This is a genomic window from Pseudomonas sp. SMN5, assembly GCF_052041925.1.
Classification (GTDB): Bacteria; Pseudomonadota; Gammaproteobacteria; order Pseudomonadales; family Pseudomonadaceae; genus Aquipseudomonas.
The window spans coordinates 17,972-41,196 of sequence record NZ_JBKGGX010000028.1 but is presented as its reverse complement, the minus strand read 5'-3'; the positions used below and the strand labels follow the sequence as shown (position 1 = coordinate 41,196).

The following is a 23,225-nucleotide window of genomic DNA, read 5'->3' as shown; positions in this document are numbered from 1 at the left end:
CTCCCGCTGGGCCGCGAAGCGGCCCCGTTTTCCGAGCCGCGACACCTCCCGGCAAAGAACAACCCCTCGCCAGAGAATAAAAAGGTGGATGGCTATGAACGCGATACTGGAAAACAAACCCGCGGCCGCCCCGGCCAGGACGCGCCGGCGCTTGCCTACGGAACTGAGTATCTTCCTGGTGCTGATCGGCATCGGCCTGGTGTTCGAACTGTTTGGCTGGATCATGCGCGACCAGAGTTTCCTGATGAACTCCCAGCGTCTGGTGCTAATGATCCTGCAGGTGTCGATCATCGGCCTGCTGGCCATCGGCGTGACCCAGGTGATCATCACCACCGGTATCGACCTGTCGTCCGGCTCGGTCCTGGCGCTGTCGGCGATGATAGCCGCCAGCCTGGCCCAGACCTCGGACTTCGCCCGGGCGGTGTTTCCCTCGCTGACCGACCTGCCGGTGTGGATACCGGTGGCGGCGGGGCTCGGGGTGGGGCTGCTGGCGGGGGCGATCAACGGCAGCATCATTGCGGTCACGGGTATCCCGCCGTTTATCGCCACGCTGGGCATGATGGTCTCGGCCCGCGGCCTGGCGCGCTACTACACCGAAGGCCAGCCGGTGAGCATGTTATCCGACTCCTACACCGCCATTGGCCATGGCGCGATGCCGGTGATCATTTTCCTGGTGGTGGCGGTGATTTTCCACATCGCCTTGCGCTACACCAAGTACGGTAAGTACACCTATGCGATTGGCGGCAACATGCAGGCGGCACGCACGTCGGGCATCAACGTCAAGCGGCACCTGGTGATCGTGTACAGCATCGCCGGGCTGCTCGCGGGGCTGGCCGGCGTGGTCGCCTCGGCGCGGGCGGCGACCGGGCAGGCCGGCATGGGCATGTCCTACGAGCTGGATGCGATTGCCGCGGCAGTGATCGGCGGCACCAGCCTGGCCGGCGGGGTGGGGCGCATCACCGGGACTGTGATCGGCGCGCTGATCCTCGGGGTGATGGCCAGCGGATTTACCTTTGTCGGCGTCGATGCCTACATCCAGGACATCATCAAGGGGTTGATCATCGTGGTGGCGGTGGTCATCGACCAGTACCGCAACAAGCGCAAACTCAAGCGCTGAACATCTGTTCGCTGCGACAAAGCGCCACGCCTGACCCGCGTGGCGTTGCCATTTGTCTTCTTAATACAGCCATTACAACGAATTTCTTGTTATAAACGCACTCCGATGACCGCCGAGAGCTTGTCAGAAAACATTTGAAGGGGTTGTCGGATATTTTCCCTACGTTTTCGGTTGCTGACGCCTCGACTCGGCCTTAGACTGCCGCCCCTCGTAAATTGAGTGCCGGGTGGCGCTTGGAATCGACGGCGCCTTTCCCGATGAGCGTGGCTGCTGCGCTGCGGGACGCTCCATAATTCGCCTTAATGCACGTTTTTTATAGAGATATCAATGACAAAGGAAAAGTTGCTGGCCATGCCGGCGGATGACTACATGAATGCCGAGCAGCTGGCCTTCTTCACCAAGCTGTTGCAGAACATGAAAGTCGAAACCCACGAGCGCATCGAACAGAACCGAATCGCCATTGAGAGCCTGGATTCCCCGGCTGACCCGGCCGACGCTGCTTCCGTAGAAGAAGAGCGCACCTGGCTGGTCAACGCCATCGATCGCGACCAGCGCATGCTGCCCCAGCTGGAGCAGGCCCTGGACCGCATCAACGACGAAAGCTTCGGCTGGTGCGACGACAGTGGCGAGCCCATCGGCCTCAAGCGCCTGCTGATCAGCCCGACCACCAAGTACTGCATCGAAGCGCAGGAACGTCACGAGCAGATCGACAAGCACCAGCGTCAGGCCTGATTCGTTCCAGCCAAGGATCGCAGCCTTTCACCGAAGGCTGCGATCTTTTGTTTTCGTCTCCCGGCGGTTTCTCTACTACCGTTGATTTGCTGCAAGAACGCGACTAATGGACCATGGATAATGGCTCGGTAGTGGCGTTTAATGCGGTCATAACAACGAGAAGTGTGGGTGACGAACATGGCGACAGACGGATCTCTGACGGGTGCGGTGCCGGCCTCGGTGCCTGGGGCGATAAACACGGTGCGTTGGCTCACGCCAACCTTGCAGAGTCTCGCCCTGGTCGTGCTGTTGTGTGGCATGGCCCTGGGCGGGTGGTCGTTATACCTGGTCCTGCCGTTCGCCATGCTGACTGTCTGGTTGCCCAGCCTGCGCTCGCGAATCGCCGCCACGCCTGTGCCTGCGACCGACAGCTTGGCCGAACTGACTCGTGATTTGTCCTACACCACCAGCCATAACGCTCTGTCGGCGGCTGGTGTCGCCTATTCGGTCAAGCAATTGGCCGGTAAGGTCCAGTCCCAGCTCGATGCGGCGGCGCAGATCGTCAGCAGCGCCGAATCGATGATCGTTACCGAGCAGGCCACCTCGCAACTCAGCCAGCAGGCCCTGGGTGCCGCCAGCGAAGCTCATCGCAGCAGCGTCGCCGGGCGCAGCGAGCTGGTGGAGTCCATCAGTCGCATGCACCAACTCAGCCAGCGGGCCAACGACAGCCGCGAGTTGATCGAGGCCCTGAGCGTGCGCAGCGATGAAATCCAACGGGTTAGCCTGGTGATCCAGTCGATTGCCAGCCAGACCAATCTGCTGGCGCTGAACGCGGCCATCGAGGCGGCGCGGGCTGGTGAGCATGGTCGCGGGTTTGCGGTGGTGGCCGACGAGGTCCGTGGCCTGGCCGGGCGCACGGCGGCGGCGACCGGCGAGGTCGGAGTGATGGTGGCGGATATCCAGCAGCGCACTGCCCAGGTGGTGGAGCAGATCCGCCAGCTGGCTGGCGACCTGGACAGCGGCGTGCAGCAGGTCGAGCACACCGGCCAGCACTTGGAGAACATCGCCCGGCTGGCGGAGGGAGTGGAGACCCAGGTCAGCGCCATCGCTCAAGGCACCGACACCAATCGAGAGCAACTCGATAGTCTGTTCCATGCCATCGAGCAGATGCGCAGCGACCTGTCCGTCAGTGACCAGCAGACCCAGCGCCTGGCCGAGGCGGCCGTGCAGATGGAAGGCCAGGCCGAAACCATCAGCGAGCGCCTGGCTGAGGTGGGTCTGGACGATTATCACCAGCGGGTCTATGACCTGGCCCGGGAAGGGGCGAGCCGGATCGCGGCGCAGTTCGAGGCCGATATCGACCAGGGCCGGATCAGCGTGGATGATCTGTTCGATCGTAATTACCAGGCCATTCCCAATACCCAGCCGGCCAAGTACCAGACCCGTTTCGACCGCTACACCGACCAGGTACTGCCGCCGATCCAGGAGCCGCTGCTCAGCCGCCATGAAGGGCTGGTGTTTGCGATTGCCTGCACACAGCAGGGTTATGTGCCGACCCACAACAACGTATTCAGCCAGCCGCTGACCGGCGACCCTCAGGTGGACACGCTGAACAACCGCACCAAGCGCAAATTCTCCGACCGCACGGGGATCCGTTGCGGCAGCCACCAGCAACCGGTACTGCTGCAGACCTACACTCGCGACACCGGCGAGTTGATGCACGACCTTTCGGTGCCGATCATGGTCAAGGGACGTCATTGGGGAGGCTTGCGGTTGGGCTACAAACCCGAGAAACCGCGGTGACGCTCTCCCTATGAATAAACGCCAAACCCGTGGCGAGGGGATTCATCCCCGTTGGGCTGCGTAGCAGCCCCGAGGCCAGACATCGCGGTGTATCAGATTGGCTGCATCCAGTCTTTTTGGGGCTGCTTCGCAGCCCAGCGGGGATGAATCCCCTCGCCACAGGGAGCAATCAACCGACGGTCTCCAGCTTATTTACCGTCGTGCAACCGCACGTTCAACTGGTCCACCAGCACCGCCTCTTCCCCGTCAGCCAGCAGCCATTCACGCAGCAGTTCCTTCTGCTGGTCCGACCAGAAGTCAGCCTCTACCAGTTTGATCTCCGGCTCCAGGGGATGGGCCATGATGAAAGTGTCGATGGCTTTTCCATCCGAGGGCAGGCCGAGTTGGTCGAACAGGGTCTTGAGTTCGTGGGAAGGCTGTTCCATGGGAGTCTCCTTTGGCGTGCGCCGCCAGGGCGCTTCGGTTGCGTTCCTTTATCTGAGGCAGGCGCTCGCCAGGAGTTCGATTTGACTCAGGCAAAGAGGGAAACGGTCAAGCGTTGCGCTCCAGACATTTGGCCAGGCGGCAGGCTTCGTTATGATCGGTGCGGAATCCTCTTACACGCCCAGTCGATGTTTCCTCGATATGAAAAAAGCACTTACCGGCCAGCACGACCCGATAACGCGGCTGGATCAGTGAGGTTGGCAGGCAATCGGCTCTGTTGAAGGGGCCGTAGGCGTCAACGAAGCAAGGGGTGACGGTAGGGTTCAGGATTGGGGAAGCGTTCATGTGAATTCCTTTTCTATGGGTTACCGACGAATTGCCGGGCATGGAGTGGTGCCAGCGCCTCCGGCTGCTCTAGAATCGGCGGCATTGTGGGGAGCGCTGTGCCTATCTAAAGCAATTTTTTTTAGGCTCGATGTCAGAAAAATGCTTTTTTAAGTGAGAAATTTCCCTAAAGTTAGTAGTCCCACCTTTTCCGATGCTCAGAGTGGCGTTTTCCTTCAGCCTCTGACGCCCTATCGGGAAAGACGGGGAGCTTGACAACCTTTAGTCTGCTCTCGGCCCGGGACAGGGCGCGCCGTTTACTTCGAATTTCAGTTACAGGTCCATTGCGACAATACAGTCGGCACGGGTTCTCGTGGCCCGTCCTTTTCAGGGGGCGGGTCGTTTTCAAAGATGGGGATGTTTCCTTGGCAGTAAGTAATCTCGACATGCATGCGTTATTTGTACTCGGTGACCTGCGGGCAAAACTGGTCAAGCAATTCCAGTCACGTTTCGTCTACATCACCGAGCAGACCGCCGAAGGTATCTATGTCGCCGAAATCGACACGGAATCGGCCCTGGTGGTCGATGACAAGCCCAGGCTCGAACTCAAGGTCGGCGATCATTTTCGCGCCTGCGTATTGCCAAGCCGCGAAGGTGGCAAGTTCGAAATCCGCTTCCGCGAAATCAAGATGACCGTCTATGGGTTGGGTGACTACGCGTTTGTCGAGACGCCCAGGGGCCATGCGATCCTGTTCAAGGAAGGCCACAGCGTGGTGACGGTGTTCGCGGCCAATGAACAATTGCAGGAAGGCCTGACCAAGACCCTGAAGGCCGTGACCGCCAAGGCCGCCAAATGGCGCAAGGGCGAGCTGGTGACCTTCAAGGCCAGCGAGTGATGCGTTTAATGTTCGTAAGAACATCCTAGGAAGCAACCTCGCAACGTCTGTGTCGTAACTGGAAACCAGTTTTCCGTGGGCGGGCCGGAACCTCGGCTACAGTCAATTGACTGAATGATTCAGGGACTTGCGTCCGGTGACGCAGGACCGTTCAGCTATTGCTGTACTGGCACGAGGTGCAAAGCATGAAACGAGTTCGACAGTGGCTGGCTGCCTTGGCCACCTTCGCTGTATTGGCTTCGCCATTTCCGGCGTCCGCCGCGTCCACCCCGATCCACTTTGCCGACCTGAATTGGGAAAGCGGCAGCCTGATCACCGATATCCTGCGGGTTATCGTCGAAAAGGGCTACGGACTGCCGACCGACACACTGCCGGGCACCACCATTACTTTGGAAACCGCCCTGGCCAATAACGACATCCAGGTGATCGGCGAGGAGTGGGCCGGCCGCAGCCCGGTGTGGGTCAAGGCTGAAGCCGAAGGCAAGGTGATCGCCCTGGGCGACACGGTCAAGGGTGCGACCGAAGGTTGGTGGGTCCCCGAGTATGTGATCAAGGGCGACCCGGCCAGAGGCATCAAGCCGCTGGCGCCGGATTTGCGCAGCGTCCAGGACCTCAAGCGCTACAAGCATGTGTTCAAGGACCCGGAGAGCCCCGACAAGGGCCGCTTCCTCAACAGCCCCATCGGCTGGACCTCCGAAGTGGTCAACAAGCAGAAGCTCAAAGCCTATGGCCTGGACGATAGTTTCGTCAATTTCCGCAGCGGCTCGGGGGCGGCACTCGATGCGGAAATCAATTCGTCGATCCGCCGCGGCAAGCCGATCCTGTTCTACTACTGGTCACCCACGCCGCTGCTGGGGCGGTTCAAGCTGGTGCAGTTGCAAGAACCGCCGTTCGATGCCGAGGCCTGGAAGACCTTGACCGACGCCGATAACCCCAATCCGAAACCGACCCGTTCCCTGGCATCGAAACTGTCGATTGGCGTATCCGCGCCGTTCCAGAAGCAGCACCCGGACATTACCGAGTTCTTCAGCAAGGTCGACCTGCCCATCGAGCCGCTGAACAAGGCGCTGGCAGACATGAGCGAGAAACGCACGCCGCCCCGTGAGGCCGCCGAAGCCTTCCTCAAGGCGCATCCCCAGGTCTGGCAAGCCTGGTTGCCCAAGGAGGTGGCAGACAAGGTCTCCGCCGCCCTTTAGCGAAATCGAGACCAGCGGGTTGAACACTTGATCCTGAGCAATGAGTCTTTCAGCGCAAATGGGCATTCTGCGCCCGTCCGGCGAAATGCCAGATTCCAGCTAGGATGATTGTTCAACCTTTTTCAGGAGGCTGGCGAATGATGCTTTTAGTGGCTCGGTCGCTGGTCGCGATATTTGCGGCCATCAGCTTGATTCATTTGTATTGGGCCCTGGGCGGGCGCTGGGCAGCCCTGGCAGTGGTGCCCCAGGTGCCGGTGCAGCAAGGGCAGGCGCTGCGCCCGGCGTTCGATCCGTCGGGCTGGTTGACACTGCTGGTGGCCCTGGCGCTGCTGTTGATCGCGGTCCTGGTGAGCCTTCGGGGCGGTCTGTTGGCACCGCCGGTCACCCACCGGGCGCTGCAATGGCTGATCAGCGCGATTGCCTTGCTGCTGTTCGCCCGGGCCATCGGCGAGTCGAACCTGGTGGGCTTTTTCAAGGAGTTCAAGGAATCAACGTTTGCCCGGCTGGATACCTGGGTCTATTCGCCGTTGTGCGTCGTGCTGGGGGCAGGGTTGCTGACGGTGGCGTGGGCTTGAGCCATTGGCCTCCCGGTCGAACGCTGTTGTGGCGAGGGAGCTTGCTCCCGCTGGAGGGCGCAGCCCTCCCAACGTCACCGAACACAATCTGCCTGACACACCGCGGTCGCAGGTTTTGGGGCTGCTTCACAGCCCAGCGGGAGCAAGCTCCCTCGCCACAGGGGTGTGTTCGGCTCAAGGGAACGGTCAGTCCTTCCGGCGGCTACTGACCTCCGCCGGCACGTCATCCCCTGCCATGCGCTTGCGAAACAAAGCCGCCCGCGCCAGCAGCAGGGTGGTCACCGGTACGGTGATGGACAGCAGGATCGGGATCAGCCAGGCATGCAGCACCGGCCCGGACTTGAGGGCCGAAAAGTAAATGATCGAGGCTAGCGCCACGCTCCAGGCGCCCAAGGTGGAGGCCAGGGCAGGTGGGTGCATGCGCTGGAAATAATCCTTCAGGCGCACCAGGCCGATGGCCCCGACCAGGGCACAAACGCTGCTGAGCAGCAGCAGGATCGCCACCGCAATCTCCACCCACATCGACAATTGGCCGGTCATTCGATCACCTCACCGCGCAGCAGGAACTTGGCCAGGGCGAACGAGCCGACAAAGCCGAACAGGGCGATCAGTAGCGCCGCTTCGAAATAGGTGTCACTGGCATAACGGATGCCCAGCACCAGCATCATCAGCATGGCCACGATGTACAGGTAGTCCAGGGCCAATACCCGGTCCTGGGCCGAAGGTCCCCGGAACAGTCGCCACAGCGTCAACACCATCGCCAGGGAGAACAGGAACAGGCTCAACAGGATCGCGTTGGATAGCAACGGGCTCATTGGAAAATCTCCATCAACGGGCGCTCATAGGTGGCCTTGAAGTGCGCGATGAATGATGCCTCGTCCTGCAGGTCGAACACGTGCATCAACAGGATGCTGCGATCCAGGGCCAGCTCCGACCAGACCGTCCCCGGTATCACCGTGGTGATCATCGACAGCGCGGCCAGGCCATTGGCGTCGTGCAGGTCCAGCGGCACCTTGACGAATTGCGGGCGAGGCGGGCGACGACCAGCGTTCAGCACGCCCCACGCCACCGCCAGGTTGGAGACCAACACATCGCGGCCCACCAGCAGGAACAGGCGCAGCACCACCCATGGCTTGCGGATCCGGATCGGGCGGGGGCGCAACGGACGCATCATCAGCGGCGCCAGGAAACCCAAGGCGGCCCCGAGCAACAGATGACCCGGGCTCAAGGACAGATTCAACACCAGCCACAACAACCAGAGCGCCAGGGACAACCAGGGTGCGGGAAACAGGCGCTTCATGGTTGCAGCTCCTCCAAGGCGGCCCGGGCCTCGGGACTGGGCACCGCTCGGGTGGCGAGCACCGACATCACGTAATGTTCCGGCGTATTCAGCGCTTCGGCGGCGGATTGGGTGTAGCGCAGCAACGGCTCGGCCTTGAATGTCAGGGCGATGCCCAGGCCCAGCAGCACGATGATCGGCAGACACTCGAACGGTCGCAACAACGGCGACGGACGCTCTTGGGGCGTCCAGAAACGCTGCACGCCCAAGCGGGAGAAGGCGATCAACGAGGCCAGGCCCGACAGGATCAGTAGCGCCAGCAGGCCCCAGGCCTGGTACGACACCGGCCCACCGGCGCTCGCCCCGAGGCCGTGGGGATTGAGCAGGGCGTTCAACAGCCCCAGCTTGCCGATGAAGCCTGATAGCGGTGGCATGCCGATAATCAGCAACGCACAGAAGATGAAACTCAAGCCAAGAAAGGCCATGGTCCATGGAATGACCTGCCCGACCACGGCCTTCTGCTCGTCATCGAGGTTGGTGCCTTTGGGCGGTTGCAGGGATTCCAGCGGCCTTGGCAGGGTGTCGAAATCCTCGTCCAGGGACAACTCATTGGCCGAGCGCGAGCGTTCGATCAACTCGGCCAGCAGAAACAGTGCGCAGAGCGCCAAGGTTGAGCTCACCAGGTAGAACAGCGCCGCGCCCACCAGGTTGGGCTGGGCAAAGCCGACGGCCGACAGCAGGATTCCGGCCGAGACCAGGATGTTCAGGCTTGCCATGCGCTCCAGGCGCTGGGCGGCGAGAATGGCAATGGCCGCGCAGACGATGGTCGCCATGCCACCGTAGACCAGCCAATCGGCGCCGAAATACGCCGAGGCGCCGGCCTGGCCGGAAAACAGCAGGGTCCACAGGCGCAGCAGGGTGTAGACGCCAACCTTGGTCATGATCGCAAACAGCGCCGCCACGGGTGCGCTGGCGGCGCTATAGGCCGGCACCAGCCAGAAATTCAACGGCCACATGCCGGCTTTCGCCAGGAACGCCACCGCCAGGATGCCTGCGCCGGCGTGCAGCAAGCCGCGGTCGGCTTCCGGCACCAGAGGCACTTTCAAGGCCAGGTCGGCCATGTTCAAGGTGCCGGTGACACCATAGATCAGCGCTGCGCCAATCAGGAACAGCGAGGAGGCCAGCAGATTAATCGCGATGTAATGCAGGCCCGACGACACTCGCGCCCGGCCCGAGCCGTGCAGCATCAGGCCGTAGGATGCTGCCAGCAGCACTTCGAAAAACACGAACAGGTTGAACAGATCTCCCGTCAGGAATGCCCCGTAAAGCCCCATCAGTTGGATCTGGAACAGCGCATGGAAACTCGCCCCGGCCCGGTCCCAACGCGCGGTGGCGAACAGCAGGGCGCTGACGCCGATGATTCCGGTCAGCACCAGCATCAGCGCCGACAGCCGGTCCACCACCAATACGATGCCAAACGGCGCTTGCCAGTTGCCGGGCAGGTACACGCCGATGGACGCCGGCAAGGCCTGGTCCCGGGTCCAGAGCAGCAACAGCACGGCGATGCCCAGGCCCAGGAGGGTGGAAAACAGGTTGATGCGAGCCTTGAGCGGGCGGTGTTTTTCCCCGAGCATCAGCATCAACGCGGCGGTCAGCAGCGGTAGCAGGATGGGGGCGGCGATCAGATGAGGCGTCAAGGTCATTCCTTGGGCTCCCGACCGTCCACGTGGTCAGTGCCGGTCAGGCCTCGGGAGGCCAGCAATACCACCAGGAACAGCGCCGTCATGGCGAAGCTGATCACGATGGCGGTCAGCACCAGCGCCTGGGGCAGCGGATCGGTGTAATGCAACAGGTTCTGGGGCACGCCGTTCTTGATGATCGGTTCCTTGCCGATGAACAGACTGCCCATGCTGAAGATGAACAGGTTGACGCCGTAGGACAGCAGGCACAGGCCCATGACCACCTGGAAGGTCCGTGGCCGCAACACCAGCCAGACTCCAGAGGCGGCCAGGACCCCGATTGCGATTGCGATGACTTCTTCCATCAGGCCGTGGCTCCGTTGAGAGGGGCGGATTTGGCTTGCAGGCCCGGTTTGTGTGCCCGCACCGATTGGTGGGCGAGGGCGGTGAGGATCAACAGCGTCGAGCCGACCACCACCGCATACACGCCGATGTCGAAAAACAGCGCACTGGCCAGGTGAATGTCCCCCAGCAACGGCAGCTTGAAGTGCCAGGTGTGGGTGGTCAGGAACGGATAACCCACCGCCATCGCCCCCAGTCCGGTCGCCGTGGCGAACAGCAGCCCCGTGCCCATCCAGCGCAGCGGTCGCAGGCTCATTTGTGCCTCGACCCATTGGGTGCCGGCCACCATGTACTGGAGAATGAACGCCACCGACATCACCAGCCCGGCGACGAAGCCGCCGCCTGGTTGATTGTGGCCGCGCATGAACAGATAGAACGACACCACCAGGGCGATCGGCAACAGCAGCCTCACCAGCACCGAAGGCACCATCATGAAGCCCAGGGCGGTGTCGCTGGCGTGACGCGGGTTGACCAGGTCGGTGACCACGTCCGGCGCCAACAGGCGTTGCTGCGCCGGAAGCTGCATGCTTTCTTTCGGTGGACGGAAACGTCGCAGCAGGGCAAACACTGCAAGGGCCACGGCCACCAGCACGGTGATTTCCCCGAGGGTGTCGAAGCCACGGAAATCCACCAGCATCACGTTGACCACGTTGCTGCCCCCGCCCTCGGGCAGGGCCCGGCTGAGGTAGAACGAAGAAATGTCGTTGGGCGTCTGGCGCGTCAGCATCGCATAGGACAGCAGCGCCATGCCGCCGCCGACGGCGATGGACAGCAGCAAGTCCCGCAGGCGACGGATGCGCGCCCGCCGTTCACTGTTGGGGCGCGGCAGGGCGTCCTCGATCCGCCGCGGCAGCCAGCGCAGGCCCAGCAGGATCAGCACCGTGGTGACCACTTCCACCACCAGCTGGGTCAGCGCCAGGTCGGGGGCCGAGAACCAGACGAAGGTCACGCAGGTCATCAGGCCGCAGACGCTGACCATGGTCAGGGCCGCGAGCCGGTGATACTTGGCTTGCCAGGCCGCGCCGAGGGCGCAGGCAATCGCCAGCAACCACAGGGTGACGAATACGATGGAGCCGGGGATCTTCGGCCGGTCGCCCCATACCAGGGTGCTGTGCAGCATCGGGATCAAGCCGGCGAGCACTGCCGCCAGCACCAGCCAGAACAACTGGGCCTGCAAGCGCCGCGTGCTGATGCGCCGTTCCAGGCGTCGGCTCTGGCGCATCATCAGTACCAGGCAGCGTTCAAACAGGCGCTTGCCGCTGAACCGACCAACGAACGGCGGGTGCTTGATGTGTCCTTGCTTGAACTGATTGCGCAGCAACAGATAAAGCACGATGCCGCCGGACATCGCCACCAGGCTCATGATCATCGGCGCATTCAGGCCGTGCCAGATCGCCAGGCTGTACTCGGGCAGCGTGCCGCCCACCACCGGCAGCGCGGCGGCCGCCAGCAAGGAGCCGACCACCTGGGCCGGGAAAATCCCCACCAGCAGGCAGGTGAACACCAGCAACTCCACTGGTGCACGCATCCAGCGCGGTGGCTCGTGGGGTATCAGCGGCAGGTCGGTGGCGGTGGGGCCGAAGAACACATCCACGGTGAAACGCAGGGAATAGGCGACGCTGAAGGTGCCGGCGATGGTGGCGATGATCGGTAGCGCCCATTCGACCCAGGCCGTGGCGGAAATGAACACGGTCTCGGCGAAGAACATTTCCTTGGACAGGAAGCCATTGAGCAGCGGCACCCCGGCCATGGCCGCGCTGGCGACCATCGCCAGGGTCGCGGTGAACGGAATCAGCCGCACCAAACCACTGAGCTTGCGAATGTCTCGGGTGCCGCTTTCATGGTCAATGATCCCGGCGGCCATGAACAGCGAGGCCTTGAAGGTGGCGTGGTTGAGGATATGAAACACCGCCGCCACCGCCGCCAGCGGACTGTTGAGGCCCAGCAGCAGCGTGATCAGGCCCAGGTGGCTGATGGTGGAATAGGCCAGCAGGCCCTTGAGGTCGTTCTGGAACATCGCGCAGTAGGCGCCGAGCATCAAGGTACAGGCACCCGCACCGCCGACGATGTAGAACCATTGTTCACTGCCTGACAGCGATGGCCATAACCGCGCCAGCAGGAACACCCCGGCCTTGACCATGGTCGCCGAGTGCAGATACGCCGACACCGGCGTCGGCGCGGCCATGGCGTGGGGCAGCCAGAAGTGGAAAGGAAATTGCGCGCTTTTGCTCAGCGCGCCGATCAGGACCAGTGACAGCAGGACAGGGTAGAGGGCATGGGCACGGATCAGGTCCCCGGCGGCCAGGACCTGGTCCAGGTCATAACTGCCCACCACATGGCCGATCAGCATCACCCCCGCCAACAGGCAAAGGCCGCCGGCACCGGTCACCATCAGCGCCATGTACGCGCCGCGTCGGGCGTCGGCACGGTGGTGCCAGTAACCGATCAGCAAGAACGAGAACAGGCTGGTCAGCTCCCAGAAAAACACCATCTGAATCAGGTTGCCGGAAATCACCAATCCGAGCATGGCACCCATGAATGCCAGGAAAAACGCAAAGAAACGCGGCACCGGATCGTCCGGCGACATGTAGTAGCGCGCATACAACGACACCAGCGTACCGATGCCCAGCACCAGCAAGGAAAACAGCCAGGCGAAGCCGTCCAGGCGCAGCACGAAATTGAGACCCAGGCTTGGCAGCCAGAAATACTCTTCGCGGATCACCCCGCCGTCGGCGATCTGTGGGTACCACAAGGCCACCTGAACAACACCGACCAGGGCGACAAGGCCCGCCAGCAAGGATTCGGCGTTTCGGGCGTTATGCGGCAGCAGCGCCGCGACACAGCTGCCGATGAAGGGTAAAAGCAATAGAACTATCAGTGACATAGGCTTCTATTCGGCGGAAGGTTGTGAGGGATCATACGTGGCGCATCCCGGATCACCAACCGCGAGGGTGTCGCAGAATCCTACAAGATAGGTGGAGTTTTCCGACTTCGCCGGTTTTCAGCCCTCACGTTCCAATTCCACGTTGGCATGGACTGCCTCTTTGTTCCGGATCTTCAATTCACTGACAATCACCGCCGCCACGATCAATACCGCGCCGAACAAAGCAATCGCCGGCAAGCGCTCGCCCGCCAGCCGCCCGGCGATGCCGGCCCACACCGGCTCACCGGCATAGATCAGCGTGGCGCGGGTGGGCGAGACGCTTTTCTGTGCCCAGTTCATTGCCACCTGAATGGCTGCGCTGGCGGCGCCCAGGCCCACGGCACTGGCGAGCAGCAGCCAGGAAAAATCCGGGAGGGTTTCCTGGGTCGGCACCACCATCAGAAATGCCAGGACGGCGGTGCTTGCCAGTTGCACCACGGTGACCCGGCGCACATCGACCTGGCCGGCATAGGTGCTGATCAGGATGATCTCGGCGGCAATCGCAATGGCGCTGATCAGCGTGGCGATCTCGCCGGCGCTGAAATTCAGCGAAGCGCCTGCGGGCCCCGAAACCAGCATCAGCCCGGTGAAGGCCAGCATGATGCCGATGCTCGGCATCAACCCCGGCCGACGGCCCAGTACCAGCCATTGCAACAAGGGCACGAAGGGTACGTAGAGTGCGGTGATGAACGCCGACTGGCTGCTGGGAATGGTTTGCAGGCCGACGGTCTGCAAGCCATAGCCGAGCATGATCGCCACGCCTATGAACATACCGGCCTTGAGTTCGAACAGGGTCAGGTCGCGCAGGTGCCGCCAGGAGAACAGCGCCACGAACCCCGCTGCGGCGGCGAATCGCAGGCCAACGAAAAACATCGGTCCGCTGACAGTCATGGCGTGCTGCACCAGCAGGAAGGTCCCGCCCCAGATCATGGTAATCAGCACGAGCACGCATTCGGCCCTGCTGAGTTTTGCAAAACGGGGGGAAGCCTGGGGGGAGTTCACTGTAGCCATGACCTTGCGCGCCACTTGAGGCGGACGCACAATGCGTCCGAAGTTGGGCAGTATAATGCGCAGCCCTAGCATGTGAGCAATATAGTGCACAAAGATATCGGCCAGCGGGCGTCTGTCCTGCAACACGTCAGCCAGAACGTCCGCCGTTTGCGGCACGCCGCGCAGCTCAGCCAGACGGCACTGGCGGAACGCTCCGGGGTCAGCCGGCGGATGCTGGTGGCCATTGAGGCAGGGGAAAAAAACGTCAGCCTGACCACCCTCGACCGGGTCGCCGAAGCCTTGGACGTCGCGTTCAGCGACTTGATCCAGGCGCCCGATGCCCGCGACCCGAGCCGCATCAACGAGCTGGCCTGGGCCGGTGCGATCCCGGGCAGTAAAGCGGTGTTGCTGGCAAAAGCCACGGCCAGTCGCGAAGTCGAGCTTTGGGAATGGCGCCTGGAGCCCGGCGAGCATTACCATTCGGAACCCGACGCCGAGGGCTGGAGCGAACAGCTCTACGTCTTTGAGGGATGCCTGACGTTATTGTTGGGCAGCGAAGAGCGACGGGTCGCTGCCGGTGAGTTTTTCATGTTCGCCAGCAACCAGCCCCATGCCTATCGTAACGATGGTCCGGTGGCGGCGAGATTCGTCCGTAATGTGGTGATCTGATTTCTGGAGAGCGGTATGGACACAGCGCTGGATCAACACGAGGGCGGCCCGGCCCGCGAAGCCGATATCCTGATTGTCGGCGGCGGCCTGAGTGGCGCCATGCTGGCGGTACAGTTGCTGCGTTTGCCCGGCCGGCGCCAGGTGCTGATCGTCGAGCCGCGCGCTGAACTGGGCCGGGGCGAGGCCTACAGTGCCGTGGAGCTGGGCCACACCTTGAACGGCAACGCGGCGCGGATGAGTGTCGACCCGGACAACGCCGACGACCTGACCCAATGGCTCACCGGATTCATCGAGGCCGGCGGCTGGCCCGAATCGGACCAGCAGCATGTGCCGGTCAGCGAGCTGTTTCTACCGCGGGGAATATTTGGCCTGTATGTGCAACAACGCCTGGACGAGGCCCGGACGGTCGGCGCACAGCACGGCTCCGTGGCCGAGCACGTGCGCGGGGAGGTGGTGGATCTGCAACTCGTCGAGGGTGCGGTGTTGCTGACGTTGAATGACGGCCAGGTCCTGCGCGGGCGTTTCGCCGTGCTGGCCACGGGCATGTTCCCGGCGGCGCGGACGCCGCAGACCGAGTCCAGCGGCTTGAACGCCGCGGCCCTGGATCCGTGGGACGTGGCTGCGATGCGCCAGCTCGATCCGCAGTCCACGGTGCTGATCATCGGCTCGGGGCTGACCATGGTCGATGCCGTGGTATCCCTGGAACAGGCCGGGCACCGTGGGCCCATCGAAGTGTTTTCCCGTCATGGGCTGTTGCCCCATGTGCGCCGTCAGCCGCCAGCGTGGGCGGATTTTCTTGCCGAAGACCACAGCTTACGTTCCCCGCGCCAGTTGATGCGCGCCCTGCGCGAGCAATGCCGTCAGGCCCAGGCCCAAGGCATCGATTGGCAGGCGCCGCTGGACACCGTGCGTGCGCATATCGGCCGTCTGTGGAACCAGGCCAGTGATGTGCAGCGTCGGCAATTCGTCCGGCATATCCGCCCGTGGTGGGAGAGTCATCACCATCGTTCGCCGCCGTTGAGTGCCGAACTGGTGGCGCGTTTGCACCAGGAAGGGCGGTTGCGGATTCAAGCAGCGTCGTTCAAAGGGTTGGTGGCGTGTTCCGAAGGAACGCTGGGGATTCGCATCCGCCGGCGGGGCGAGGCTGAGGCGACGGTGGTGCACGGCGCTGCGTTGATCAACTCCAGTGGCATCGAATATGACTGGCGCCGGGTTGCCCGACCGTTGCCGCAGCAACTGCTGGTTCGTGGCTTGATCCAGCCCGGCCCGCTGGCCCTGGGCATCGCCGCCCGTGCCGACGGCGCGGTCCTCAACGCCCGCGGCGAACCCGCCGAACGCCTGTTCGCCATGGGACCGCCGTTGCGGGGGATGTGGTGGGAAAGTACGGCTGTGACTGATGTGGCGAGTCAGGCTAAGGCGTTGGCGGGGCGGTTGGCCGAACTACAAAATCAAACTTACGGCTGAACGCGTTTCCTCGTGGAGAGGGAGCTTGCTCCCGTTGGGGCGCGCAGCGACCCAACGGGCTGAATGCGATCAACCTGACACGCCAGGGTGGATGGTTCTGGGGCTACTGCGTAGCCCAGCGGGAGCAAGCTCCCTCGCCATAAGAACGGTGTGCGTCAGCCAGTCAGCGCCCGTTGGCTGTCAGCCCGTGCGAAACCTGTGCGTAAGATGCCCGTTTTCCGACCAGGCTCCCTAGCCACGGGTGTCCACTTAAGTGCGAGGCTATAGCTCAGTGATTTTCACCCACCGCTGTTCCCGCGCCGCCATTCGAATCGCGCTCGCCAGCCGTTCCACTTTCCAGGCCTCTTCAAAATCAGTCCCGCTGCCACCCAGGCCGGCGAGGGCCATGACCAGCTCCTGGACTTCCAGGGTTTTCAATTCGTTGTACCCCAATTGATGCCCCGCCGCCGGGCTGAACGCGGCGTAGCCCGGCAGGTCCGGGCCGGCCAGCAGGCGTTGGAAGCCGGCCTGGCCTGCGCGGCACAGGCGCAGTTCATTGAGTCGTTCCTGATCGAACGCCAATGTGCCCAGGGTGCCGCTGATCTCGAAGCTCAGGTGGTTTTTGTAGCCGTGCTTGAGCCAGCTGCTGCTCACCGTGCCACGGGCGCCATTGGTGAAACGCAGCAGGGCGTGGACTTGGTCATCCACCGCGATGGTGCGTTGTTCGGGATTGCCGATGCTGGCCGGGCGCTGAGTGTGCACGGTCTGGCTGTCGGCGCACACCGCCTCGATGTCGCCCACGAGATGACGGGCCATCGCCAGCAAGTGGCTGCCCAGGTCGGCCAAGGTACCACCGGCGTGGGCCGCCTCGCAGCGCCATGACCATGGCGAGTCCGGATCGGCCATGAAGTCCTCACTGAACTCGCCCTGGAAACTGATGATTTGTCCCAGCTCCCCACGCTGGATCAGCTCTCGCGCCAGCTGGATCATCGGGTTGTGCTGGTAGTTGTAGCCGACCCGTGTGACCACGCCAGCTGCCCTGGCCGCCTGGCGCATCTGGTCGGCTTGTTCGAGGGACACCGCCAGTGGCTTTTCGCAGTAGACCGGCTTGCCCGCCGCCAACGCCGCCATGGCCATTGGGAAATGCAGGTGGTTGGGCGTGGTAATGGCGATCAGATTGACCTTCGGGTCGTCGATCAGTTGTTGCCAGTCGCTGTGAGCCGTCTCGAAGCCCCAACTCTGGGCACATTGCCGGGCACGCTGCGGATCGGCGTCGGCCACTGCTGCCAGTGTCAGGTTCAGGGGAAGGTCGAACACCGTTTTGGCATTGTTGAATGCCAAGGCATGGGCACGGCCCATGAAGCCGGTGCCAATCAGACCGATGCCGAGGTCATGCATGAGAAGAGCCCTTTGAATAATTATTTTCAGGAGGGCTCTTTATGGAATAAATATTCGCTAATTGCAAATATTGGAATAAATATTCATTCTCGCAACCGTCGATGCCTCCTGTGGGAGCGAGCCTGCTCGCGATCGCGGTGTGTCTGTCACAGAATTATTGACTGACCCGACGCCATCGCGAGCAGGCTCGCTCCTACAGGGGACGGGGTTGTTTCAGGAGAGAAACCCGCCGTCGACGTTCAACGCCACGCCCGTGGTATAGCTCGACGCATCGCTGGCCAGGTACAGCACTGCGCCGGCCATTTCGCTCGGGTCGGCCACGCGCTTGAGCGGGATCTGCGCCAGGGCGGTTTTCAGGATGGCGTCGTTCTTGACCAGTGCCGAGGCGAACTTGGTGTCGGTCAGGCCTGGCAGCAGGGCATTGCAGCGGATACCGAACTGTGCGCACTCCTTGGCGAAGACCTTGGTCATGTTGATCACCGCGGCCTTGGTCACCGAGTAGATGCCCTGGAAAATCCCCGGCGAGATGCCGTTGATCGACGCCACGTTGATGATGCTGCCACCGCCGTTTTTGCGCATCAGCTTGCCGGCTTCCACCGACATGAAGAAATAGCCGCGGATGTTCACGTCGACGGTTTTCTGGAAGGCGCCCAGGTCGGTGTCCAGCACGTTGCAGAATTGCGGGTTGGTGGCGGCGTTGTTCACCAGGATGTCCAGGCGTCCGAACTGCTCGCGGATGCCGGCGAACACCTGGCTGATCTGCTCCATTTCACCGATATGGCAGGCGATGGCGGTGGCTTTGCCGCCAGCGGCGATGATGGCGTCGGCCACATGCTGGCAACCGTCGAGCTTGCGGCTGGAAACGATTACATGGGCGCCTTGCTGGGCCAGCAGCTTGGCGATGGCTTCGCCGATGCCGCGGCTGGCACCGGACACGAAAGCGATCTTACCGTCGAGGTCGAACAACTGAGTCTTGGACATGCTGTTTCCTTGTTCTGGGTGCGCTTAAAGCGTGGATTTGCCGATGACCTGCAGGCTCATCTGCTCCAGCAGTGTGTTCATCTGAACGAACTGCGCGAAGCGTTTGTCCTGTGTCTGGCCGTGGAAGAAGCGGTAGTAGATCTGCTGGACGATACCGGCCAGGCGGAACAGGCCGTAGGTGTAGTAGAAATCGAAATTGTCGATGCGGATCCCGGCGCGCTCGGCGTAGTAGTCGACGAACTCGCGGCGGGTCAGCATGCCTGGCGCATGGCTGGGCTGGCGGCGCATCAATTGCACCGGTGCCGGGTCGTCGGCCTCGATCCAGTAGGCGAGGCTGTTGCCCAGGTCCATCAACGGATCGCCCAGGGTGGTCAGTTCCCAGTCCAGCACGCCGATGATCTGCATCGGATTTTGCGGGTCGAGGATCACGTTGTCGAAGCGATAGTCGTTGTGGACGATGCTCGAGGTCGGGTGGTCGGCCGGCATCTTGTCGTTGAGCCAGGCCTTGACTGCCTCCCATTTCGGCGCGTCGGGGGTCAGGGCTTTTTCGTAGCGCTCGCTCCAGCCCCGGATCTGCCGGGTCACGTAGCCTTCGGGCTTGCCCAGGTCGGCCAGGCCGCAGGCGTTGTAGTCGACCCGGTGCAACTCGACGAGCCGGTCGATGAAACTCTTGCAAAGCGCTTCGGTGCGGGCCGCGTCGAAACCCAGTTCCGGCGGCAGGTCGGAGCGCAGGATGATGCCCTTGACTCGCTCCATCACATAAAACTCGGCGCCTATCACCGATTCGTCGGTGCAGTGCACATAAGCTTTCGGGCAGTACGGGAAGCCGTCGCGCAGTTGATTGAGGATGCGGAACTCACGGCCCATGTCGTGGGCGGACTTGGCCTTGTGGCCGAACGGCGGGCGGCGCAGGACAAACTCCTGCCCGGGGTATTCCAGCAGGTAGGTCAGGTTCGATGCACCACCGGGAAACTGGCTGATCCGCGGCAGCCCGGTCAGGCCTGGAATGTGGGCCTTGAGGTACGGGTCGATCAGGTTGGCATCGAGTTCTTCACCGTCGCGCACGCGGGTGGACTGATCAGTAAACGCCATGCTTATCCCTTCTGCTTATTTTGGAGGCCATCGATCATTGGCTAATCTAATGGCGCGTGGGAGGCGTCACAAGTACGCCAGGGTCTTATAGGTTAGCGTGTTGCCGGATGATCAGCGGGCTTGATGTGCTCGGGTGAGCTATGGTTTCGGGGTCGCTCTTGAAGGAGAAGTTACCACGATGGGATGCCCGCAAGTCTGTGCCACCGCGACCTTGCAATGCAGCTTCGGCGCGGCCCCGGCGGTGCTCAATGTATTGCCGGTCAATCGAATGCTGACAGGTGGAATGCCGGCGGCGAACATCATGGATCACATTCCGCTGGTGAACGTCACTACGTTTGGCATGTGCACGAGCCTGGCCAACCCGACCGTGGCCGCGGCCACCGCGGCGGCCCTGGGTGTGCTGACCCCCATGCCCTGCATCCCGGCCACCGCCACCCCGTGGATCCCCGGCGGCGCCCCGACCTTGCTGCTGGGCAACATGCCGGCCATCGACGCCAACAGCACCTTGATGTGCACCTGGGCCGGGGTGATCAAGATCGTGGTGCCGGGGCAGGTGCAGATGTTGATTCCTTGATCGGCCAGGTTGCCGATCCGGTGATTCTCCAGAGGGCACACATTCAGCAACCACTCAGATCCCCTGTGGGAGCGAGCCTGCTCGCGATGGCGGTGTATCTGCCACAGGGATATTGCCTGACCCACCGCAATCGCGAGCAGGCTCGCTCCCACAAAGGAACTGTGGCAGCTGCGCCCCGGTGCACTCAGGCCTGCGCCGGGTCGTTCCAGCGCCGGAACCACCAGCGCACTCGGGAGATCGGTTTGCCGTCGGCATCCAGTGGCCGGCCGTCTTCGGCGTAGGTGTGGGCCGGTTCCAGCAATTGGCCGTTGAGGTAGCGGGCCTCGACGGCGGGCTTGCCGTTGGGGTGCAGGCGGCGGTAGTGGCCGTCGCGCACGCCGTCGCGGTAGAACTCGGCTTCGGCCAGTTGTCCATCGGGAAAATAATTGTTCGCCTCGCCGTGCAGCAGCCCGGCGCGGTAGCTGGCCTGGCGCTGCAACCCGCCTTCGGCGGCATAGAAACTCGCCATACCGTGCAGCTTGCCGTTCACAAATGGCAAGACCGCCGAGACCTTCCCGTTCGGGTGATACAAGGTGCTGCTGCCTTGTAGCTCGCCGTGCTGGTAGTTGAGTTTCGCTTGCGTGCGCCCGGCTTCCGCTATTTTCAAAGGGCCGTCGAGGCGACCGTCCAGCAACTGCCCATCGAGTTGACTGTCGCCCCGTTCCACCTCGAGTTTTTTCGACGCCATCGTGCGCTCCCGTCAGTTGACCTTCACCAGGCCGCCCTTGATCGTCAGCATGCCGCCGCCGTCCACGGTCTGTTCGGCGGCGGCCTTGTTCACCAGGCTGATGCCGGCGTCGTTGGTCAAGGTGGTGCCGGCCTTGTTTTCCAGCGACGTCCCGGCCTGGTTGCTCAAGGCCGTGCCGGCCTTCTGGCTGATGGACGTGCTGGCCTGGGCTGCCAGGTCCGCGCCGCTCTTGATCGCGAAGCTGCCGCCGCTTTGAAGGGTCAGGGTGCCGCTGACCTTGATCGTCAGGTTGCCGTCCACCGTGAGCTCATAATTGCCACTGACCTTGCTGGTGTAGTTGCCGCCGGTGCTGTGGTTCTGGTCCGAACCCACGGTGACGGTGCGGGTGTCTTTCACATCGAGGCTGTCGCTGCCGGTCTGGATCGTCACGCTGCGCTTGCCTTTCTCCAGGATGACGGTTTCGTCGCCATCCTTGACCGTGCGCGTGCGGGCGTTCTGCACGGTGAGGGTTTCGTCGTGGCCGACGGTGGCGGTGGTGTCGTTGAGCACGTTGATGTTGAAGTCTTTCTGGGCCTGGAGAAACACTTCCTCGGCATCCTTCTTGTCCTCGAAGCGCAACTCGTTGAAACCGCCGCCGCCCTTGGACGAGTTGGTCTTGATCCCGGACTGGGTCTGGTTCGCTGGCAGCGCATAGGGCAGGGCGTTGTCGCCGTTGTAGACGCAGCCGGTCACCAGCGGACGGTCCGGGTCACCATCGATGAAGGTGACGATGACTTCCTGACCAATGCGCGGCACGAATTGCATGCCAAAGCCCTTGCCGCTCCAAGGCAGGACCACCCGCACCCAGCAGGACGAGGTTTCGTCGTTCTTGCCGGTACGATCCCAGGGAAACTGCAACTTGATCCGCCCATATTCGTCGGTCCAGATTTCCTCGCCGGCCTTGCCCACCACCAATGCCGTCTGGGTGTGCATGCGCGGCTTTGGCGTGATCCGGGCCGGCCTGTAGGTCGTGGCCTTGGGGATCGCTTCGAAGCGGTTGCGATAGCCATCGTGGCTGGCTTCATGGCTGACCGAAATCACCACCCAGTCGATATTCAGCGTCGTGTCTTCATGACCAGCGAGGGTGAACCAGTACCCAGGCACCAACCAACGGCAATCGCTTTCACCGACAAAGCGTTTCTCCTGGCTGCGCAGGCCGTCCACCCGTTGTTTGGTCAACAAGTCGCCCTGGGCCTTGGCCGTATAGCCGCCGGGGTGCTCGTACATCGAGGCGGGTCCGGCCACGGCCTCAGCCTGGCTGAACAGCGAGGTGGTCGGCGTGGTGAATTCGTAATCCGTCGCCTGGTAGACCCCGGCCACCGCTTGCAGGCACACCTGTCCCGAGCGGATGCCGTGCAGTTCACGTTCGCCCGGTTTCTGCCCCAGATAATTCACCGTCGGCCCATTGGGGATAGGCATGAAGGCATCGTTGCTGTCGGCCAGGACCAGGGTGTGCTTGCCTTCCTCGTGGGCAAAAAACCAGAAGATTGCGTCTTCTTCCATCAGCCGTGAGACGAACGCCAGGTCGGTCTCGGCGTACTGCACGCAATATTCCCGTGGCGTGTAGCTGCCGCTGAGCTTGAGCTGGAAATCGGTAAAGCCGTGGGCCTTGAAGATCGTCGTGACGATGTCCGAGGTGGTGAGGTTCTGGAACACCCGGTTGTTGCTCGCCAGGCTCAGCCACCAGAGCCAGGGCCGGAGCAGCAGCTGGTAGCGCTCGGCGGTGGCGTCGGCGGGAAGCTGGCGGATCTCGGCGACCAGCCAATCCATCGGGCGCAACAGTGCGTCGTTGTGCAGGGTGGTGGTGACATGGCTGGCGACGGCCGTGGTGAGCGTCAGCGAAGCCCCGTCGTTGATGCCGTTGAGGATGTGCGAGCCCAATGCGTTGAGGCGCTCTTCGCCGGACAGCGAATCCGGGTACAGCGCCGCCAGCGTAGCGGCGGTGAGGGAGAGGGTGGTGTTGCTGTCGGTGGAGCGGGGCATG

General features: G+C 62.6%; 23 protein-coding genes. 9 read left to right on the top strand and 14 right to left on the bottom strand.

The features are described 5' to 3' along the window. Positions 1-94 precede the first annotated feature (94 nt). The 3 genes from ACLEJR_RS22960 (at position 95) to ACLEJR_RS22950 (ending at position 3,631) form a co-directional block, all read left to right on the top strand. Positions 95-1,117, top strand: coding sequence for an ABC transporter permease (locus tag ACLEJR_RS22960; protein WP_245144579.1), 1,023 nt, complete (start codon positions 95-97; stop codon positions 1,115-1,117). A gap of 327 nt (positions 1,118-1,444) precedes the next feature. After that, on the top strand, positions 1,445-1,849 hold the full coding sequence (locus ACLEJR_RS22955) for a TraR/DksA family transcriptional regulator (protein ID WP_024780047.1): 405 nt from the start codon (positions 1,445-1,447) through the stop codon (positions 1,847-1,849). 177 nt (positions 1,850-2,026) lie between these two features. Continuing rightward, positions 2,027-3,631 carry a methyl-accepting chemotaxis protein gene (locus ACLEJR_RS22950; RefSeq protein WP_440816712.1) on the top strand — a complete coding sequence of 535 codons (1,605 nt, stop codon included), beginning with the start codon at positions 2,027-2,029 and terminating at the stop codon, positions 3,629-3,631. A gap of 188 nt (positions 3,632-3,819) precedes the next feature. On the opposite strand, the gene ACLEJR_RS22945 is transcribed toward ACLEJR_RS22950, so the two are convergent. Together ACLEJR_RS22945 and ACLEJR_RS22940 are read right to left on the bottom strand one after the other, a co-directional pair. After that, positions 3,820-4,056: a DUF2789 family protein gene (locus ACLEJR_RS22945; protein ID WP_440793509.1), complete on the bottom strand. Its 237-nt coding sequence runs from the start codon at positions 4,054-4,056 to the stop codon at positions 3,820-3,822. Between the two features lie 106 nt (positions 4,057-4,162). Then, positions 4,163-4,399 carry a hypothetical protein gene (locus ACLEJR_RS22940; protein WP_440816710.1) on the bottom strand — a complete coding sequence of 79 codons (237 nt, stop codon included), beginning with the start codon at positions 4,397-4,399 and terminating at the stop codon, positions 4,163-4,165. Positions 4,400-4,824: 425 nt separating this feature from the next. Here ACLEJR_RS22940 and ACLEJR_RS22935 point away from each other — a divergent pair, with 425 nt between their 5' ends. From ACLEJR_RS22935 to ACLEJR_RS22925, 3 genes are all read left to right on the top strand, one after another. Next, on the top strand, positions 4,825-5,274 hold the full coding sequence (locus ACLEJR_RS22935) for a hypothetical protein (RefSeq protein ID WP_440816708.1): 450 nt from the start codon (positions 4,825-4,827) through the stop codon (positions 5,272-5,274). A 185-nt stretch (positions 5,275-5,459) separates the two neighbouring features. Continuing rightward, positions 5,460-6,470, top strand: coding sequence for an ABC transporter substrate-binding protein (locus ACLEJR_RS22930; RefSeq protein ID WP_440793504.1), 1,011 nt, complete (start codon positions 5,460-5,462; stop codon positions 6,468-6,470). Positions 6,471-6,607: 137 nt separating this feature from the next. After that, positions 6,608-7,045, top strand: coding sequence for a DUF3995 domain-containing protein (locus ACLEJR_RS22925; protein WP_440816705.1), 438 nt, complete (start codon positions 6,608-6,610; stop codon positions 7,043-7,045). Positions 7,046-7,231: 186 nt separating this feature from the next. Here ACLEJR_RS22925 and ACLEJR_RS22920 read toward each other — a convergent pair whose 3' ends face one another. From ACLEJR_RS22920 to ACLEJR_RS22890, 7 genes are all read right to left on the bottom strand, one after another. Further along, complete coding sequence (locus tag ACLEJR_RS22920) at positions 7,232-7,585, bottom strand: Na+/H+ antiporter subunit G (RefSeq protein WP_440816704.1); 354 nt, start codon at positions 7,583-7,585, stop codon at positions 7,232-7,234. Then, complete coding sequence (locus tag ACLEJR_RS22915; RefSeq protein ID WP_440793499.1) at positions 7,582-7,860, bottom strand: K+/H+ antiporter subunit F; 279 nt, start codon at positions 7,858-7,860, stop codon at positions 7,582-7,584. The genes ACLEJR_RS22920 and ACLEJR_RS22915 overlap by 4 nt, the downstream gene beginning before the upstream one ends. Next, positions 7,857-8,345, bottom strand: coding sequence for a Na+/H+ antiporter subunit E (locus ACLEJR_RS22910; protein ID WP_440816702.1), 489 nt, complete (start codon positions 8,343-8,345; stop codon positions 7,857-7,859). The genes ACLEJR_RS22915 and ACLEJR_RS22910 overlap by 4 nt, the downstream gene beginning before the upstream one ends. Beyond that, a complete protein-coding gene (locus ACLEJR_RS22905) occupies positions 8,342-10,027 on the bottom strand; it encodes a monovalent cation/H+ antiporter subunit D (protein ID WP_440816699.1) in 1,686 nt (561 codons plus the stop codon). The genes ACLEJR_RS22910 and ACLEJR_RS22905 overlap by 4 nt, the downstream gene beginning before the upstream one ends. Beyond that, entirely contained in the window at positions 10,024-10,368 is a 345-nt protein-coding gene (locus tag ACLEJR_RS22900) for a Na+/H+ antiporter subunit C (RefSeq protein WP_440793493.1), read from the bottom strand. The genes ACLEJR_RS22905 and ACLEJR_RS22900 overlap by 4 nt, the downstream gene beginning before the upstream one ends. Continuing rightward, a complete protein-coding gene (locus tag ACLEJR_RS22895; RefSeq protein WP_440816698.1) occupies positions 10,368-13,289 on the bottom strand; it encodes a monovalent cation/H+ antiporter subunit A in 2,922 nt (973 codons plus the stop codon). The genes ACLEJR_RS22900 and ACLEJR_RS22895 overlap by 1 nt, the downstream gene beginning before the upstream one ends. A gap of 117 nt (positions 13,290-13,406) precedes the next feature. Then, positions 13,407-14,411 carry a DMT family transporter gene (locus tag ACLEJR_RS22890; RefSeq protein WP_440816742.1) on the bottom strand — a complete coding sequence of 335 codons (1,005 nt, stop codon included), beginning with the start codon at positions 14,409-14,411 and terminating at the stop codon, positions 13,407-13,409. A gap of 12 nt (positions 14,412-14,423) precedes the next feature. On the opposite strand from ACLEJR_RS22890, the gene ACLEJR_RS22885 reads away from it, so the two are divergent. Both ACLEJR_RS22885 and ACLEJR_RS22880 read left to right on the top strand, forming a co-directional pair. Continuing rightward, a complete protein-coding gene (locus ACLEJR_RS22885; protein WP_440816695.1) occupies positions 14,424-14,987 on the top strand; it encodes a helix-turn-helix domain-containing protein in 564 nt (187 codons plus the stop codon). A gap of 15 nt (positions 14,988-15,002) precedes the next feature. Beyond that, on the top strand, positions 15,003-16,451 hold the full coding sequence (locus ACLEJR_RS22880) for an FAD/NAD(P)-binding protein (protein WP_440816692.1): 1,449 nt from the start codon (positions 15,003-15,005) through the stop codon (positions 16,449-16,451). A gap of 261 nt (positions 16,452-16,712) precedes the next feature. On the opposite strand, the gene ACLEJR_RS22875 is transcribed toward ACLEJR_RS22880, so the two are convergent. The 3 genes from ACLEJR_RS22875 to ACLEJR_RS22865 form a co-directional block, all read right to left on the bottom strand. Continuing rightward, a complete protein-coding gene (locus tag ACLEJR_RS22875; RefSeq protein WP_440816689.1) occupies positions 16,713-17,828 on the bottom strand; it encodes a Gfo/Idh/MocA family protein in 1,116 nt (371 codons plus the stop codon). Between the two features lie 213 nt (positions 17,829-18,041). Further along, positions 18,042-18,809, bottom strand: coding sequence for an SDR family oxidoreductase (locus ACLEJR_RS22870; RefSeq protein ID WP_440816686.1), 768 nt, complete (start codon positions 18,807-18,809; stop codon positions 18,042-18,044). A 24-nt stretch (positions 18,810-18,833) separates the two neighbouring features. Then, positions 18,834-19,901: a phosphotransferase family protein gene (locus ACLEJR_RS22865; protein ID WP_440793483.1), complete on the bottom strand. Its 1,068-nt coding sequence runs from the start codon at positions 19,899-19,901 to the stop codon at positions 18,834-18,836. Between the two features lie 178 nt (positions 19,902-20,079). On the opposite strand from ACLEJR_RS22865, the gene ACLEJR_RS22860 reads away from it, so the two are divergent. Beyond that, positions 20,080-20,475 (top strand): DUF4280 domain-containing protein, encoded by a 396-nt coding sequence (locus ACLEJR_RS22860; protein WP_440793481.1) that lies wholly within the window; start codon positions 20,080-20,082, stop codon positions 20,473-20,475. Between the two features lie 184 nt (positions 20,476-20,659). On the opposite strand, the gene ACLEJR_RS22855 is transcribed toward ACLEJR_RS22860, so the two are convergent. Continuing rightward, positions 20,660-21,202, bottom strand: a complete 543-nt coding sequence (locus tag ACLEJR_RS22855; RefSeq protein ID WP_440793479.1) for a toxin-antitoxin system YwqK family antitoxin — start codon at positions 21,200-21,202, stop codon at positions 20,660-20,662. 12 nt (positions 21,203-21,214) lie between these two features. Further along, positions 21,215-23,224 carry a type VI secretion system tip protein TssI/VgrG gene (gene tssI / locus ACLEJR_RS22850; RefSeq protein WP_440816685.1) on the bottom strand — a complete coding sequence of 670 codons (2,010 nt, stop codon included), beginning with the start codon at positions 23,222-23,224 and terminating at the stop codon, positions 21,215-21,217. Between the last annotated feature and the right edge of the window lies 1 nt (position 23,225).